The following is a 16570-nucleotide window of genomic DNA, read 5'->3' on the forward strand; positions in this document are numbered from 1 at the left end:
CAGGGCCACGTGAAAACGCCGAGGGCCGGAATCCTTGTCGGATTCCGGCCCTCGGCCTTCAGTAGCGGGGACAGGATTTGAACCTGCGACCTCTGGGTTATGAGCCCAGCGAGCTACCGAGCTGCTCCACCCCGCGTCGTTGAGACCAGTGTACGTCATGCGCGGGCCCTGTCGCACACCCATGATCGACAGCCCGTCTCAACGGCCGGTCAGGTGGCTGCTCGGCGCCTTGGCGCGCTCCTCGTGCTCCGGCAGGACAACGACGGTGGCGCCCCCGTCCGCCAGCACCGCGCTGCCGTCGGCACCCGCCACGAACGTGTCCGGCTCCCGCCACGCCGTGACCACCCGCCGCACGCCCGCGTCCAGGATCAGCCGGGCGCAGGGGACCGGCCGGGACGCGCGCCGGGCACAGGGCTCCAGGCTGGAGTACACGGTGGCGCCTGCGAGCCGGGGATCCGCCGGGCCGATCTTGGACAGGGCGGCCTCCTCCGCGTGCACCACCGGGTCCGCGCCCTCCCGGGAGTGACCGCGCGCCAGCTCCGTACCGTCGGCGGCCACCACCACCGCGCCCACGCTGAACGCCGTCCGGGAGGGCGGACACCGGGCGGCCAGCTCGCAGGCGAGGGCCAGCCAGTGGTGGTCGGCGGCGGTGGGCAGCGCTCCGGTGCCGGGTGCGGTGGGCTCGTAGCGCATCAGGACGACGTCACCGACCGCGCGGGTCTCCACCAGCCGCAGCCGGCCGCCCTGGTACACGCCGGGGCCGAAGAGGCGGGGGGCGTCCGCGTCGCCGACGAACAGCGGGGCGAGGACCAGCTGCAGTTCGTCGGCGAGGCCCTGGGTGAGCAGCTGGGTGTGGACGCGGCCGCCGCCTTCCACCATCAGCCGGCGCACCCCCCGCACGTCGTGCAGGTGCTCCAGCAGCCGCCGCCAGTCCGTCTCCGGGCCGAGCGCGACGACGTCGGCGGCGAGCCCCAGGGCACGAGCCCGCTCGGCACCCTTGTCGCTCGTGTACAGGACCTTCTCGCCGCCGGTGTGCCAGAACCGCGCCGCCGGGTCCAGGTCGCCGGAGCCGCTGACGGTGACCTTGAGCGGATACTCGGGCCTGCCCGAGGCGAGGCGGGCGGCACGCCGCTCGGGCGAGTTGACCAGCAGCCGGGGGTTGTCGGCGCGGATCGTGCCGGCGCCGACCAGGATGGCGTCCACGGACGCCCGCACCTCGTCGACCCGGTCGAAGTCGGCGGGGCCGGACAGCAGCAGCCGCTCGGGACCGGTGTCGTCCAGGTAGCCGTCGAGGGAGACGGCGGCGGACAGCAGGACGTACGGATGGGGCATCGGCGCACTCCGGTGAGAGTCGGCGGCGGGCGGGACCGCTGTGCGGCCCGGGTCAAGTCTGACAACCCGCGGGGCGCGGCCGCCCGCCCCCCTGACCGGTCAGGGTTCGATCAAGCTTGGGATCTGCTCCTCGCGGCCGGTGATGACCTTGGCCGGCTTCGGGACATGGCCCGAGGCACCGGCGGCGAGGGCCTCGAAGAAGAACTGCTCGTTGTCCATCGGTGACGACCCCCATCTCGCGGGCCGGACAGCGGTCGGCGGGCGGCACAAGTGCATACCGGGCCCCCGTGGGGATGGGGAGCGCGACGGATGGTTCCGGCGGGTGGTCGCGGGAGAGGCTGGAGACTCCGTACCGGATGGGTGACGGCGTCGGCACACGGGCAAACTCCCTCGTACCGGCCCGAGTTCGCAACAGGCCGACGGACCCCCCTTCACCCGCCCGGGTGTTCCGGAGCGACGGCCGTCGGCGTGTCGCCGTGCGGCCACCCCTGGGAAGGAGGAGCCGTGCCCCAGCCCGACGACGACCGTCTGGTCGGCCCCGCGGCCCGACTCGAGCACGAGGATCCCCGTCGCACCCGCCGGCTGTCCGCCGGACGGCCGGCCCGCCCGCGCGGGCACCGGCGCGCGGGCGCCTGGTGGGCGCTGCTCATCGGGGTGACGATGCTGATCGCGGGCGTGATCGTCCCCGACGGCCTGCTCATCGCGGCGGGCCTGGTGCTCTCCGGAATCGCCGTCCAGCTCCTCGACCGGGACCGGCGCCCGGCACGCGACGCCCGCGACGTCCCCGGAACGACGCGGCGCCCGGGCCGGCCGAAGCCGTCCCGGGCGCCGCGTCACAGGCCGGAGGCAACGCCTCTGCCCTGCGAGGAGTAGGCCCTGTGGGACTCGAACCCACAACCAATGGATTAAAAGTCCACTGCTCTGCCAATTGAGCTAAGGGCCCCTGGCGATGTTGCCTCCCCGAGCATAGCCGGACGTGGCCGACTCTCCGATCGGGTATCGGGGAGTCGGGTCCGGACGTGTCCCGGGGAGAACGCGGAAGGGCCCGCGCGACGCGTGTCGTGCGGGCCCTTCCGGTCAGCTCGGTGAGAGGACGTCAGCCGTTGCGCTTCCAGCGCGGCTTGTCCTCGCGGCGGCCGAAGGAGCCGCCGCCACGGTGGTCGTCACGACGGCCGTTCGGGCGGTCGTGGCCGCCGCTGCGGAAGCCAGGGCGGTCGCCCTGACGGTCGCGGTTGAACGGCCGGTCGCTGCCGCGGTGACCGCCCCGGTCGTCACGGCGGAAGCCGCCACGGTCGCGGTCCCGGTCGCGGTTGAAGCCGCCCCGGTCGTCACGGCGCTCGAAGGAACGCCCGCCACGGTCACCACCCCGGTCGTCACGGCGCTCGAAGGGACGCCCGCCACGGTCACCCCGGTCGTCGCGGCGGAAGCCACCGCGGTCGTCACGGTCGTCACGGCGGAAGCCACCGCGGTCGTCACGACGCTCGAAGGAACGCCCGCCACGGTCACCACCCCGGTCGTCACGGCGCTCGAAGGGACGTCCGCCACGGTCACCCCGGTCGTCGCGGCGGAAGCCACCGCGGTCGTCACGGTCGTCACGGCGGAAGCCACCGCGGTCGCGGTCGCGGTCCCGGTTGAAGCCGCCCCGGTCGTCACGACGCTCGAAGGGACGCCCGCCACGGTCACCCCGGTCGTCACGGCGGAAGCCACCGCGGTCGCCGCGGTCGTCACGACGCTCACGCCGCTCGTACGGCGCCGGGGCCTCCGTGCGCTCCACGCGCTCGGCCCGCTCGACGTCCCGGGCGGTCGGCTGCTCCGGCAGCGACACCTCGGCCTCGGCCGACACCTCGGCCGACGCCACGGCGGCCGCCTCGGCCACCACGGTCTCGGGGTCCTCGCCCCGCTCCCGCGCGACCCGGGCCAGCAGCCGGTCGGCCTCGCCACGCAGCTCCGAGGCGCGGCGCTGCGCCCGCTCCAGCTCCTTGGTGAGCTGGGCGACCTCGCGCTCGGCCTGCTGCGCCGCGTTGCCGGCCGACTCGGCCTGCACCTCGGTCATCGACCGGGCACCGGTGATCTCGGCGACCTCGGGCTCGAAGGCCGCGCCGCCCTGGATGATGTGGCGCGTGGCGTCGACGCCCGCGTCCTCCATCAGGCGGAAGATCTGACGCCGCTGGTGCGGCAGGGACAGGGAGACGACGGTGCCGGTGCGGCCCGCACGCGCCGTGCGGCCGGCGCGGTGCAGGTAGTCCTTGTGGTCGCCGGCCGGGTCCACGTTCAGGACGAGGTCGATGCCGTCGACGTGGATACCGCGCGCCGCGACGTCCGTGGCGACCAGGACGTTGACGTAGCCGTCCTTGAAGTCCGCGAGCGTCCGCGTCCGCGCGCCCTGCGTCATGCCGCCGTGCAGCGCGTCCGCCTTCACACCGGCGTCGCGCAGCTGCTCGGCCACACGGTCGGCGCCCAGCTGGGTGCGGACGAAGATGATGGTGCGGCCCTTGCGGGAGGCGATGGCCGCGGTGACCGGTGCCTTGTCCTTGGGCTTCACGACGAGGATGTGGTGCGACATGGTCGTCACCGCGCCCTGCGCCGCGTCGACCTCGTGGGTCGCCGGGTCGTTGAGGTAGCGGTCGACGAGGGTCTTGATCTCGTTCTCCATGGTCGCGGAGAACAGCATCCGCTGACCGCCCGCCGGGACCTGGTCGAGGAGTTCGGTGACCTCGGGCAGGAAGCCCAGGTCGGACATCTGGTCCGCCTCGTCGAGGACGGTGATCTGCACGTTCTCCAGGGAGCAGGCGCCGCGGTTGATGATGTCGCGGAGCCGGCCCGGGGTGGCGACCAGGATGTCGACGCCGCGCTCGAGGGCGTAGATCTGGTTGCCCATCGAGGTGCCGCCGCAGACGACCTTCATCTTCAGGCCGAGGACGTCCCCGTAGGGCTGGAGGGCGTCGGCGACCTGCATGGCGAGCTCGCGCGTCGGCGTCAGGATGACGGCGCGGGGCTTGTGCTTCTCGGTGCGTCCGCCGGCCAGCGTGGCGAGGGTCGGCAGGCCGAAGGAGAGGGTCTTGCCGGAGCCGGTGCGGCCACGGCCGAGGATGTCCTTGCCGGCCAGGGCGTCCGGGATGGTCGCGGCCTGGATCGGGAAGGGGGTGGTCACGCCGTTCTGCGCGAGCTTGCGCACGACGCCCTCGGGGAGGCCGAGGCCGGCGAAGGTGACCTCGGGGGTCGTCTCGGGGGTGATGTCGGTGTCCTCGGTGTTCTCGGGCACGACGACGTGATCAGTACTGGCGATGGGCATACGAATGCGAAACCTTCCGGAGTCTCTTCGGCACGCGCCCGTCAACTCCGTGATTCGCGATTCGCAATTACGACCGCCTCGATGCGGTCCACCACGGCAAAGGAGAGTACGCGCCACACGGCGCGCTCTGCAGTGGCGCCGGGCAAATAGGATCAAACGATCTGCCACCATACGCACCTCAACACCCCGAAAGCAAACCGGCAGGTGAACAGGGGGTCCGACGGGCGCGGGGGCGCGGGAGAGGGCGCTACACCGGCGCCCCCGCTTCCGGCGCCGGCTCCCGCTGCTCCAGTTGCGGCCCCGGCGGCGGGTGCGCCGACGAGGACGGCTCCGCCTGTGTCGGTTCCGGTGTGACCGACGGCTCGGGCGGCGTGGGAGTGGGCTCCGGGTCCGGCGTCCACGAGGACTCCGGCGGGACGGGTCCGTCGTCCGGGGTCGGCCGCCCCGGGTGCCCGCCGGGACCGCCGTCGGCCGGCGCGGACCCGCTCGCTCCCGGGGACGACGCGGCCCCGGCGGACGCGGACTTCCCCCCTGCCCGGTCCTTCTTCCCCCCGCTCTCACGCCCCTTGCCCGCGCGGCCGGCGCCGCGCTCGCCGTCGGCCGCCGCGGCGCCGTAGCCGGCCTCGCCGTCCGACGCCGCCGTGCCGCCGTCCGGCGCCTCACCGCCCGGCCGTCCCGCGGAGTGCGACGGCCCGGCGCCCCGGCCGGAGCCGTCCTCACCGACGCTCACACAACCGGCGGCAGCGGCGACTGCCACGACCGCGGCGGCCAGGCGGGCGGGTACGTACAAGCGGCGCACGGGGCCACCTCCGGTTGGAGTACAGGGTCAACAACCCCAACTCCCGCCACCCGCGAGAGGACACGCGTACGGCTCATCCGTAGCCGAGCGCGTGCAGCCGGGCGTCGTCGATGCCGAAGTGGTGCGCGATCTCGTGCACCACCGTGATCTCCGTCTCGGCGACCACGTCCTCCCGGGACTCGCACATCCGCAGCGTCGGCCCCCGGTAGATGGTGATCCGGTCCGGCAGCACCCCGGCGTACCACTCGCCCCGCTCCGTCAGCGGAGTCCCCTCGTACAGGCCGAGCAGCTCCGGATCGTCCGCCGGCGGCTCGTCCTCGACGAACACCGCGACGTTGTCCATCAGCCGCGTCAGCTCCGGCGGAATCCGGTCCAGCGCCTCGGAGACCAGTTCCTCGAACATCTCGCGCGTCATCTCCAGCACAGAGCCATTGTCGGGCACGAGCCGTCCGTACGAGATGCCCGGGACGCCCGCATATCCGGACCGTGACATGGGCATACGGGACCAATGGCCCGCGTCCCCTCCGCCGTCACGAACGCCGTCCACCGCATCCGACGGGTCCCGCGAGCCCTCACCCGCCGCGACCGTTCCCGCCCGGCCGCGCCCACGACGGTCGCGCTCGCCCCGCAGCCGCACCCCTGGACACGTGCCCTCGGGCTGACCGCCGTGGTCGTCCTCGGCGCCTGGCTCGGCCTGCTCGTCGTCGGCAACGTGCGGGTCCCCGTGGGCCCCATGAACACCACGATGGCCCTGCGGCCCTCCCTCACCGGCGGCACCAAGATCAACGTGTCGCCCCTGGGCGCCCTTCAGCTCGACAGCCACACCGCCCCCGTCCGCCTCGACGTCAACGTCGACCAGCTCGACCCCGAACGCTCACAGGCCCTCGTCGACCATCCCGAGCGCCTCTCCGGCCTCCAGGACGAGGTCGCCCGGGACGTGGCGCACGGGACCGCCGACCTCGCCGTACGCTCCTGCGTGGCCGTCGTCACCGGCGCCACGGCGCTCGGCCTGGTCGTCTACCGCCGCCCCCGCCGCGCCCTGGCGGCCGGCGGCCTCGCCCTCGCCCTCCTGGCCGCGTCCGGCGGCTCCGCGTTCGCCACCTGGAATCCCGACTCCGTCCTGGAACCGAAGTTCTCGGGTCTGCTCTCCTCCGCGCCCTCCCTCGTCGGTGACGCGCGCAGCATCGTCACCGAGTTCGACGTCTACCAGCAGGAGTTGGCCCGCCTCGTCACCAACGTGACCAAGCTCTACGACGCCACCTCCACCCTGCCGGCCTACCGGCCCGACCCGAGCACCGTCCGCGTCCTGCACGTCTCCGACATCCACCTCAACCCCGCGAGCTGGAAGATCGTCGCTTCGCTGGTGGAGCAGTACCAGGTGGACGTGATCGTCGACACCGGCGACACCATGGATCACGGCACCGCCGCGGAGAACGGCTTCCTGGACCCCGTGGAGGACCTCGGCGCCCCCTACGTCTGGGTCCGCGGCAACCACGACTCACTCGTCACCCAGCGCCACCTCGCACGCATGAAGAACGTCCACGTCCTCGACGACGGCGAGGCGAAGAGCATCGCCGGACTCCGCTTCGCGGGCATCGGCGACCCTCAGTTCACCCCCGACCGCTCGAAGAAGACCGGGGCCGAGCAGTCCCAGGAACTGGCGGGCGCCCGCCTCGCCTCCGCCCTGCGCGACCAGCGCACCGCCGGCACCCCCGTGGATGTCGCGCTCGTCCACGAACCGTCCGCCGCCCGTGAGGTCGACGGCACCGTTCCTCTGGTCCTGGCCGGACACATCCACCGCGAACAGAACGAGGTCATGGAGTACGGCACCCGCCTCCGCGTCGAGGGCTCCACCGGCGGCAGCGGACTGCGCGCCATCGAGGGCAGGTACCCCGACCCCATCGAGACGTCGATCCTCTACTTCGACCGCGACTCCCGCCGCCTCCAGGCCTGGGACTCCATCGAGCTGGGCGGTCTCGGCCTCACGACGGCGGAGGTCAGCCGGCACCTCCCCGAGGAGAACCAGCCGGGCGCCCCCACCTCGCCGTCCCTGTCCGGCACCCCCTCGACGACGCCCGGGTCCCCGTCCCCCGGCACCCGCTCGGCCCCCACGCCGTAAACCGTTTTGGCGAACCCTCCCGCCATCCCATATGCTTCTCACGTCCCCGACGCGCTGCGAAGCGCCCAGGCGGGCCGATAGCCCTCATCGTCTAGCGGCCTAGGACGCCGCCCTTTCAAGGCGGTAGCACGGGTTCGAATCCCGTTGGGGGCACGCACCACCCTGTGCGACACTGTCGTACGACACGCTTGGTCCTGTGGAGCAGTTTGGAGTGCTCGCCACCCTGTCAAGGTGGAGGCCGCGGGTTCAAATCCCGTCAGGACCGCTGGTGTTTCACGTGAAACACCGCGGCTGGGTAGCTCAGTTGGTACGAGCGATCGCCTGAAAAGCGATAGGTCGCCGGTTCGACCCCGGCCCCAGCCACAGCAAAGGCCCCGATCATCGATCGGGGCCTTGTTGTGCGCCCCGGCAAAATCATTGGCCGCGAATTTTCGCGGGATGAGATCCTGGAGTCCGTATGTCTACGCACTCTGCCCCCGCCCTCGGCTCCCTCGCCTCCCGTCTCGCTGAACTGTCGCTGCGCGACGCGCACCGGCTCGGGCGGAGGCTCGAGGGTGCGCGCAAGATCCGCAAGCCGGAGGCACGCGCCGCCGTGCTCGCCGAGATCGAGGCGGAGGTCGCCGGGGCCGAGGAGCGGATGACCGCACGGCGGGACCGGGTGCCGCGGGTGCGGTACCCGGAGCAGCTGCCCGTCAGCCAGAAGAAGGACGCGATCGCCGAGGCGATCCGTGATCACCAGGTCGTGATCGTCGCCGGTGAGACGGGGTCCGGCAAGACCACGCAGATCCCGAAGATCTGCATGGAGCTGGGCCGGGGCGTCCGAGGCATGATCGGTCACACCCAGCCCCGGCGCATCGCCGCCCGTACGGTGGCCGAGCGGATCGCCGAGGAGCTGCAGACCCCGCTCGGGGAGGCGGTGGGCTGGAAGGTCCGCTTCACCGACCAGGTGAACCCGGACGCCACGTTCGTCAAGCTGATGACCGACGGCATCCTGCTCGCGGAGATCCAGACCGACCGAGAGCTGCGCGCCTACGACACGATCATCATCGACGAGGCGCACGAGCGGTCGCTCAACATCGACTTCCTGCTCGGCTACCTCGCACAGCTGCTGCCGAAGCGTCCGGATCTCAAAGTCGTCATCACCTCGGCGACCATCGACCCGGAGCGGTTCTCCCGGCACTTCGACGACGCGCCGATCATCGAGGTCAGCGGGCGCACGTATCCGGTCGAGGTGCGGTACCGGCCGCTGCTGGAGGAGGACTCGGACGACGCCGACCGGGACCAGATCACGGCGATCACCGACGCCGTCGAGGAGCTGATCGCGGAGGGGCCGGGCGACATCCTGGTGTTCCTCTCCGGCGAACGGGAGATCCGGGACACGGCGGACGCGCTGACGAAGAAGCGGTTCCGGTCGACCGAGGTGCTGCCGTTGTACGCCCGGCTGTCGCACGCCGAGCAGCACCGGGTGTTCCAGCAGCACAGCGGTCGCAGGATCGTTCTGGCGACGAACGTGGCCGAGACGTCCCTCACCGTGCCGGGCATCAAGTACGTCATCGACCCCGGGTTCGCCCGCATCTCGCGCTACAGCCATCGCACGAAGGTGCAGCGGCTCCCGATCGAACCGGTGTCGCAGGCGAGCGCCAACCAGCGCAAGGGCCGCTGCGGCCGTACGTCGGACGGCATCTGCATCCGTCTGTACGGCGAGGACGACTTCCTGTCCCGTCCGGAGTTCACGGACGCGGAGATCCTGCGGACGAACCTCGCCTCGGTGATCCTGCAGATGACGGCGGCCGGTCTGGGCGAGATCGAGAAGTTCCCGTTCATCGACCCGCCGGACCACCGCAACATCCGTGACGGCGTCCAGCTGCTCCAGGAGCTCGGCGCGCTCGACGCGGCACAGAAGGACCCGCGCAAGCGGCTGACGCAGACCGGCCGGAAGCTGGCCCAACTGCCGGTGGACCCTCGTCTGGCGCGCATGGTGCTGGAGGCGGACCGCAACGGCTGTGTCCGTGAGGTCATGGTCATCGCGGCGGCGCTGTCGATCCAGGACCCGCGGGAGCGGCCGGCGGACAAGCAGGCGCAGGCCGACCAGCAGCACGCCCGCTTCCGGGACGAGTCCAGTGACTTCCTGGCCTTCCTCAACCTCTGGCGGTACGTCCGCGAGCAGCAGAAGGAGCGCGGGTCGTCGTCGTTCCGGCGGATGTGCAAGCAGGAGTACCTGAACTTCCTCCGGATCCGCGAGTGGCAGGACATCTACACGCAGCTTCGGACGGTCGCCCGGCAGATGGGCATCCACCTGAACGAGGAGGACGCCCCGGCGGACCGCATCCACGTGTCGTTGCTGGCGGGCCTGCTCTCGCACATCGGCATGAAGGACGTGAAGGAGTCCAAGGACTCGGGTCCCGGCAGCGGCCGCAAGGACGGCGGGCGCAACGAGTACCTGGGTGCGCGCAACGCCAAGTTCGCCATCTTCCCGGGGTCGGCCCTGTTCAAGAAGCCGCCGCGGTTCGTGATGTCGGCCGAACTGGTGGAGACGTCCCGGCTGTGGGCCCGGGTCAACGCGAAGATCGAGCCCGAGTGGGTGGAGCCCCTGGCCGGGCACCTGCTGAAGCGCACGTACAGCGAACCGCACTGGGAGAAGGACCAGGCGGCCGTGATGGCGTACGAGAAGGTGACGCTGTACGGCGTACCGGTCGTGGCCCAGCGGAAGGTGAACTACGGCCGGATCGATCCGGAGGTCTCCCGGGAGCTTTTCATCCGCAACGCGCTGGTCGAGGGCGACTGGCGCACGCACCACAAGTTCTACGCGGACAACCGGCGGCTGCTGACCGAGGTCGAGGAGCTGGAGCACCGGGCGCGGCGCCGGGACATCCTGGTCGACGACGAGACCCTGTTCGACTTCTACGAGCAGCGGATCCCCGAGCACGTGGTGTCGGGCGCGCACTTCGACTCCTGGTGGAAGCACAAGCGGCACGAGCAGCCGGACTTCCTGGACTTCGCGCGGGAGATGCTGATCCGTGAGTCGGCGGAGGCGGTCACCAAGGCCGACTACCCCGACGTGTGGCGGCAGGGCCCGCTCAAGTTCCGGGTGACGTACCAGTTCGAGCCGGGTGCGGATGCCGACGGTGTGACCGTCCACATCCCGCTGCAGGTGCTGAACCAGGTGACGGACGAGGGCTTCGACTGGCAGATCCCGGGTCTGCGGGAGGACGTCGTCACGGAGTTGATCCGTTCGCTGCCCAAGCCGATCCGCCGGAACTACGTGCCGGCGCCGAACTACGCGAAGGCGTTCCTGGAGCGGGCGGTGCCCTTGCAGGAGCCGCTGGCCGTCACGATGGCCCGTGAGCTGAAGCGGATGGTCGGGGTGCCGTTCGAGGCGGAGGACTTCGACTGGTCCCGCGTTCCCGACCACTTGAAGGTCACGTTCCGGATCGTCGACGAGCGGCGCCGCACCCTCGCAGAGGACAAGGACCTGGAGGCGCTCAAGCTCCGGCTCCGGCCGAAGGCCCGCAAGGCGCTGTCCCAGGCGGCCGCCGCGACCGCGCAGCGCCAGGGCGGCGAGTCCCTGGAGCGCAAGGGGCTGACGGACTGGACGATCGGTTCGCTCACCCGGGTGTTCGAGACCCGGCGCGCCGGTCAGCCGGTGAAGGCGTACCCGGCGCTGGTGGACGACGGCGACACGGTCTCGGTCCGGCTGTTCGACTCGGAGGCCGAGCAGGCTGAGGCGATGTGGAAGGGCACCCGGCGGCTGATCCTGCTGGGCATCCCGGTCAACCCCGCGAAGTTCGCTTCCGAGAAGCTGACGAACGCCCAGAAGCTGGCGCTGTCCGCCAATCCGCACGGTTCCGTGCAGGCCCTGTTCGACGACTGCGCCATGGCCGCGGCGGACCGGCTGATCGCGGACTTCGGCGGACCGGTCTGGGACGAGGAGTCGTTCCGGAAGCTGTACGACAAGGTCCGCGCGGACATCGTCGACACGACGGTCCGTGCGGTGGGCCAGGTGCAGCAGGTGCTGGCCGCGTGGCAGGCCTGTGAGCGCCGTCTGAAGGGCGTACGCAGCCCCGCGCTGCTGCCGAACCTGCAGGACGTGCGGAGGCAGCTGGACGGGCTCGTGCGGCCGGGCTTCGTGACGGAGGCGGGGCTGCGGCGGCTTCCGGACCTGATGCGGTATCTGGTGGCCGCCGACCGCCGGCTCCAGCAGATGCCGGCGAGCGTGCAGCGGGACTCGACACGCATGGCGAAGGTCCACGAGATGCAGGACGAGTACGCGTGGCTGCTGGAGCAGATGCCGCAGGGGCGGCCGGTCCCGCGGGAGGTGCTGGACATCCGCTGGATGATCGAGGAGCTGCGGGTCAGCTACTTCGCCCACGCGCTCGGCACGGCGTACCCGGTGTCGGACAAGCGGATCGTGAAGGCGATCGACGCGGCGGTGCCGTAACCGGGCCGGTACTCAGGGTGAGTTCGACCAGTGGGCGCCCCCTCCTGTACAGTCCTTCTCGCAGCGCAACGCAGGAATGGCGCTGCGAAACCTGGTCCTGTGGAGCAGTTTGGAGTGCTCGCCACCCTGTCAAGGTGGAGGCCGCGGGTTCAAATCCCGTCAGGACCGCAGTGAAACGAAGGGCCCGCACCCGCAAGGGGCAGCGGGCCCTTCGTGCGTCAGGACCGCAGGAGTCACCGAAGGCCCGCCCTCACCGGCGGGCCTTCCGCGTGACAGGGCCCGGGCCTTCGGGTCCCGGCCTCCGCCCGTCGAGCGTCCGTGGCGCCGCGCGCCAGGGGCGTCCGTGGCGCCGTGCGCCCCTCAGCGCCCGTCGTGGCACCCCTCGTGCCGTCTTGACGGGGCCGCCATCCCTCGGTACCTCAGGAGGCAGGGAACGGCTCCGCGGACCCCTGGAGGTGGCGTATGGCGGCATCGGCCAGGCACGAGACGCGGGCGTTGCTCCGTGCGCACCTGTCGGCCGCGTTGTCGTACCGGCATCTGACGCGCCACTGCCCGATCTGCCACCGCCTGCTGCGGCTGGAGCTGGAGCCGGACTTCCCGCCGCGCCCGCCGGAACCCGCCGGGGAGCACCCCACGCCCAACGCCCGTTCCCTCTAGCGCATATGCCACAGGCTCAACAAGCCGACTGGTATGTGACGGGTGTCACCGCATGAGTTTTGTGCGGTGCGGTACTTACGCCTCCCCTACAACAGGTCAATTTAATATGTGCAATTGCACCACTCGGAGAGGTCCGCACCGTCCGGCACGCAGGTGATCCCACACCCGCCCTCAGACAGGCACCGCCGGCCCACCATCGGCGCACAAAAAAGATCGCGCTGGACCCGGCGGAGTCCAGCGCGATCGACGACGCACCCTTGTTCAGTTGCCTGCAAAGCTCTGATCGGCTTGGGCCAGGGGCCTGTTGGGGCAGTCCCCGCGTCGCTTGGAGCCAGTGTTCCCGGGCGTCTCGGCCAGTGGGGGACCAGCCGGTTCTGCCCGGTTCATGCGGTGGTTCAGGCCTCGCTGCGCTGCTGCGGAATGCCCGCGAGCAGTGCGCGGACCTCGGCTTCGCGGTAGCGGCGGTGCCCGCCGAGCGTGCGGATCGACGTGAGCTTGCCTGCCTTCGCCCAGCGCGTGACCGTCTTCGGGTCGACGCGGAACATGGTGGCGACCTCAGCCGGGGTCAGCAGCGGCTCGGCATCAGGGGTGCGAGCGGTCATGAGCGGCCTCCTCGGGAGAACCGAACCTTCTCGGTTCTTTCCTCTAAATTCTGCACCTTGACCCGCGTTGCCCGAAATGGCGGACGCGAGTCGAGTCGGTTATAGGACGAACGGCTTGTCCTCGGCACTACAACTACACCATCTGTCCAGCCACGTCGGCCAAACCGATGGAATTGCCCTCCCAGGTGTTCATCAGCCGCGGAAGCCGATGGACCATGCCATAGCGGACAGTCACGCTGCTGTGACGATCAGTCACAGCAGCGTGCAGGAGTCACCGGACCCCCCAAAGCGTGCAATGCTGAGATTCCGCCCATAGTCGAGCACAGCAGGACGGAGGAGCCCTCCCCGGACTCCTTGTCCTATTTTGGCATGAGGGTGGGCAAGCGACGCAAGGGCCGCGTAAGTGCGGTCCGTCACGCTTGACACGTACGCCCGGATCGGGGTCTACGTCCGTTCCCGGGCCCGCACTGACGGAACCTCAGACACCTCAGGGCGAAGACAAAACCCCAAGAAGGGCGTTTGGTCAAACGTCAGTTCGCCGAGCGCAGGTCGCGCACCGACCGCCAGCGCTCCACGAGGCGCCCGTAGGCCTCCCCGGCGCCCTCGCCGTCACCGCGCCGCAGCGCCGCGATCCCCTCGGCCACGTCCGCCGCCGAGTGGTCGTCCTGCAGCGTTCCGGCCGGCAGGGCGTGGACCAGCCCGCCGTAGTCCAGCTCGACCACCGAGCGCGGGTGGAACTCCTCCAGCCAGCGTCCGACGTCCACCAGGCCGTCGATCAGCAGGCTCTCGTCCATGGCGTCCCGCAGCGCCCGCAGCCCGCGCGCCACCCGCCGGCGGGCCTGGACCATCGGGGTCCGGTAGCGCAGGACGGGCGCCTCGCCGGCGGAGCCCTTGCCGTACTCGCGCTCCTCGTCCGCGAACAGCACGAACCAGTTGATCGGCACCTGCCAGGTCGCGGTGCGGATCCACGGCCGGGCGTCGGGATGACCGGCCAGCCACCGTTCGTAGTCCTGGGTGGCCTGGTGCCGTACGACCGGCGGCAGGAGTGCGTCCAGGACCGGCAGCGGGAAGTCCTCGGCGAGCTCGCCCAGGGCCTGCCAGGCACGCAGCCGGGTGCGCCAGGGGCAGACGCAGACCACGCCGTCGGCCTCCAGGACGAAGGCGTCGTCACTCTCGTGCACCGGTACCGGGACCGGCGGGGTGGGCACCAGGTCCGCCAGTGACCGGCGGAGCTCGTCCTGGCAGGAGGGGCGGTCGGGGCGGCGGGCGTAACGGGCCCAGTGGCCGCGTTCCGGTTCGGGGAAGGCGGCCAGCGGTTCGTACACGCGCAGGTACGTCGCGTAGGGGACGATCACCGAGGACACCTTGGGCACGCCTGCTCCCTCCCCCGCGGACCGCCGCGAAAACCTGCGGGACCCCCGCTCGGACGGGTGGGAAACCCAGGCAAATCGTCGCACGGCGGTACTCCGGACGGAGGTGATCTGGAACACGGTGCCGTCGGCGGGCGCGTGAGGATCTAATCTCGTGCTCACAGCCCCCGCCACCTCTACGGGAGCCCACCCCACCCGCCGCTACTTACTCAGGAGTCACCACAGTGACCGACGTATCTGACGGCGTCCTGCACACCCTGTTCCGCTCGGAGCAGGGGGGTCACGAGCAAGTCGTGCTCTGTCAGGACCGTGCCAGCGGCCTCAAGGCCGTCATCGCCCTCCACTCCACCGCCCTGGGCCCCGCCCTCGGCGGCACGCGGTTCTACCCGTACGCCTCCGAGGAGGAGGCCGTCGCCGACGCGCTGAACCTCGCGCGCGGGATGTCGTACAAGAACGCCATGGCCGGTCTCGACCACGGCGGCGGCAAGGCCGTGATCATCGGTGACCCGGAGCAGATCAAGACCGAGGAGCTGCTGCTGGCCTACGGCCGGTTCGTCGCCTCGCTCGGCGGCCGGTACGTCACCGCCTGCGACGTCGGCACCTACGTCGCCGACATGGACGTCGTGGCGCGCGAGTGCCGCTGGACCACCGGCCGCTCCCCCGAGCACGGCGGCGCGGGCGACTCGTCGGTGCTCACCTCGTTCGGTGTCTACCAGGGCATGCGGGCCGCCGCCCAGCACCTGTGGGGCGACCCCTCGCTGCGCGACCGCAAGGTCGGCGTCGCGGGCGTCGGCAAGGTCGGCCACCACCTGGTGGAGCACCTGCGGGCCGAGGGTGCCGAGGTCGTGATCACCGATGTGCGCGAGGACGCCGTGCGGCGGATCCTCGACCGGCACCCCGAGGGCGTGTCGGCCGTCGCCGACACCGAGGCCCTGATCCGCACCGAGGGCCTGGACATCTACGCCCCGTGCGCGCTCGGCGGGGCGCTGAACGACGACAGCGTGCCGGTGCTCACCGCCACGGTCGTCTGCGGCGCCGCCAACAACCAGCTCGCCCACCCGGGCGTGGAGAAGGACCTCGCCGACCGCGGCATCCTCTACGCCCCGGACTACGTGGTGAACGCCGGCGGTGTCATCCAGGTCGCCGACGAGCTGCACGGGTTCGACTTCGACCGCTGCAAGGCGAAGGCGTCGAAGATCTTCGACACCACGCTCGCCATCTTCGCACGTGCGAAGGAGGACGGTATCCCGCCGGCCGCGGCGGCCGACCGGATCGCCGAGCAGCGGATGGCGGAGGCACGCCCGCTGCGGTGAGGTGAGTGAGGGCGTCCCGCCTCGGGCCGCCCTCGCACAGAGGAGCGGTACCCGCCGGGGGCCACTTGGAGAGAACTCTCACTTCTCCCGGCGGGTCGACCGCCGATAAGTGGCTAAAATCGCGATTGACCAGCGAGGACGGGGCGCCTCGACGGTCCCGGGCGCGGGCACGTCATGCGGGCGACGTACCGTATGGGCGCGGGCTCAGGTACCGTGGAAGCCCTACGGACCGGACTCTCCGCGGAGAGTCCGTTCTGGACCATGAACGCGTGTCAAGACTCTGGGGCCGTCGAGCCCCGTCGTTGAGGGGGTCGAGCCATGGGGCGCGGCCGGGCCAAGGCCAAGCAGACGAAGGTCGCCCGCCAGCTGAAGTACAACAGCGGTGGGACTGACCTCTCACGCCTGGCCGAGGAGCTGGGCGCATCGACGTCGAATCAATCACCGAACGGTGATCGTTTCGAGGACGATGAGCAAGACGACGACCTGTACGCACGGTACGCCGACCTCTACGAGGACGACGAGGGAGACGAGGACGGCCAGTCCTCGCCCCAGCGTCGCGGCGCTTGACCTTGCGCTGAGCGTGAACCCGGTAGGTGACCCCGGTCACCTACCGGGTTCAGTGTTGCCCGGGACCGGGACCGCGGGGCG

General features: G+C 71.1%; 12 protein-coding genes and 6 tRNA genes. 10 read left to right on the forward strand and 8 right to left on the reverse strand.

The window, feature by feature from the left end:
- Positions 1–62: 62 nt before the first annotated feature.
- Both BU52_RS29405 and BU52_RS29410 read right to left on the reverse strand, forming a co-directional pair.
- Positions 63–136 (reverse strand) — tRNA-Met (locus BU52_RS29405).
- Positions 137–198: 62 nt separating this feature from the next.
- Positions 199–1332, reverse strand: a complete 1134-nt coding sequence (locus tag BU52_RS29410; RefSeq protein ID WP_037940188.1) for a dihydrofolate reductase family protein — start codon at positions 1330–1332, stop codon at positions 199–201.
- A 504-nt stretch (positions 1333–1836) separates the two neighbouring features.
- Here BU52_RS29410 and BU52_RS29415 point away from each other — a divergent pair.
- Entirely contained in the window at positions 1837–2205 is a 369-nt protein-coding gene (locus BU52_RS29415; RefSeq protein WP_078903509.1) for a DUF3040 domain-containing protein, read from the forward strand.
- Here the strand turns inward: BU52_RS29415 and BU52_RS29420 are convergent.
- The 4 genes from BU52_RS29420 to BU52_RS29435 form a co-directional block, all read right to left on the reverse strand.
- Positions 2203–2275, reverse strand: a tRNA-Lys gene (locus BU52_RS29420). The two genes, BU52_RS29415 and BU52_RS29420, sit on opposite strands and share 3 nt — an antisense overlap.
- A gap of 153 nt (positions 2276–2428) precedes the next feature.
- Complete coding sequence (locus tag BU52_RS29425) at positions 2429–4624, reverse strand: DEAD/DEAH box helicase (RefSeq protein ID WP_037940194.1); 2196 nt, start codon at positions 4622–4624, stop codon at positions 2429–2431.
- A 247-nt stretch (positions 4625–4871) separates the two neighbouring features.
- The gene (locus BU52_RS29430) at positions 4872–5423 is read right to left on the reverse strand and encodes a hypothetical protein (RefSeq protein WP_037940195.1); all 552 of its coding nucleotides are present in this window, start codon (positions 5421–5423) and stop codon (positions 4872–4874) included.
- A gap of 73 nt (positions 5424–5496) precedes the next feature.
- Positions 5497–5847: a metallopeptidase family protein gene (locus BU52_RS29435; RefSeq protein WP_037940201.1), complete on the reverse strand. Its 351-nt coding sequence runs from the start codon at positions 5845–5847 to the stop codon at positions 5497–5499.
- A gap of 84 nt (positions 5848–5931) precedes the next feature.
- On the opposite strand from BU52_RS29435, the gene BU52_RS29440 reads away from it, so the two are divergent.
- The 7 genes from BU52_RS29440 (at position 5932) to BU52_RS29470 (ending at position 12637) form a co-directional block, all read left to right on the forward strand.
- Positions 5932–7542 carry a metallophosphoesterase family protein gene (locus tag BU52_RS29440; RefSeq protein ID WP_037940207.1) on the forward strand — a complete coding sequence of 537 codons (1611 nt, stop codon included), beginning with the start codon at positions 5932–5934 and terminating at the stop codon, positions 7540–7542.
- 80 nt (positions 7543–7622) lie between these two features.
- A tRNA-Glu gene (locus tag BU52_RS29445) sits at positions 7623–7695 on the forward strand.
- Between the two features lie 37 nt (positions 7696–7732).
- A tRNA-Asp gene (locus BU52_RS29450) sits at positions 7733–7807 on the forward strand.
- Positions 7808–7831: 24 nt separating this feature from the next.
- Positions 7832–7905, forward strand: a tRNA-Phe gene (locus tag BU52_RS29455).
- 94 nt (positions 7906–7999) lie between these two features.
- Complete coding sequence (gene hrpA / locus BU52_RS29460) at positions 8000–11980, forward strand: ATP-dependent RNA helicase HrpA (protein WP_037940210.1); 3981 nt, start codon at positions 8000–8002, stop codon at positions 11978–11980.
- Positions 11981–12073: 93 nt separating this feature from the next.
- A tRNA-Asp gene (locus BU52_RS29465) sits at positions 12074–12148 on the forward strand.
- Positions 12149–12442: 294 nt separating this feature from the next.
- Positions 12443–12637 carry a DUF6274 family protein gene (locus BU52_RS29470; RefSeq protein ID WP_037940212.1) on the forward strand — a complete coding sequence of 65 codons (195 nt, stop codon included), beginning with the start codon at positions 12443–12445 and terminating at the stop codon, positions 12635–12637.
- 395 nt (positions 12638–13032) lie between these two features.
- On the opposite strand, the gene bldC is transcribed toward BU52_RS29470, so the two are convergent.
- Together bldC and BU52_RS29480 are read right to left on the reverse strand one after the other, a co-directional pair.
- Positions 13033–13239 (reverse strand): developmental transcriptional regulator BldC, encoded by a 207-nt coding sequence (gene bldC, locus BU52_RS29475; RefSeq protein ID WP_003949541.1) that lies wholly within the window; start codon positions 13237–13239, stop codon positions 13033–13035.
- Positions 13240–13769: 530 nt separating this feature from the next.
- The gene (locus BU52_RS29480) at positions 13770–14612 is read right to left on the reverse strand and encodes a hypothetical protein (protein WP_037940215.1); all 843 of its coding nucleotides are present in this window, start codon (positions 14610–14612) and stop codon (positions 13770–13772) included.
- A 221-nt stretch (positions 14613–14833) separates the two neighbouring features.
- On the opposite strand from BU52_RS29480, the gene BU52_RS29485 reads away from it, so the two are divergent.
- Positions 14834–15922 (forward strand): Leu/Phe/Val dehydrogenase, encoded by a 1089-nt coding sequence (locus BU52_RS29485; RefSeq protein WP_037940217.1) that lies wholly within the window; start codon positions 14834–14836, stop codon positions 15920–15922.
- Between the two features lie 318 nt (positions 15923–16240).
- Positions 16241–16489 (forward strand): DUF3073 domain-containing protein, encoded by a 249-nt coding sequence (locus tag BU52_RS29490; RefSeq protein ID WP_037940220.1) that lies wholly within the window; start codon positions 16241–16243, stop codon positions 16487–16489.
- The last annotated feature ends 81 nt before the right edge of the window (positions 16490–16570 follow it).

Origin of the sequence: Streptomyces toyocaensis (assembly GCF_000725125.1) — a bacterium.
Classification (GTDB): Bacteria; Actinomycetota; Actinomycetes; order Streptomycetales; family Streptomycetaceae; genus Streptomyces; species Streptomyces toyocaensis.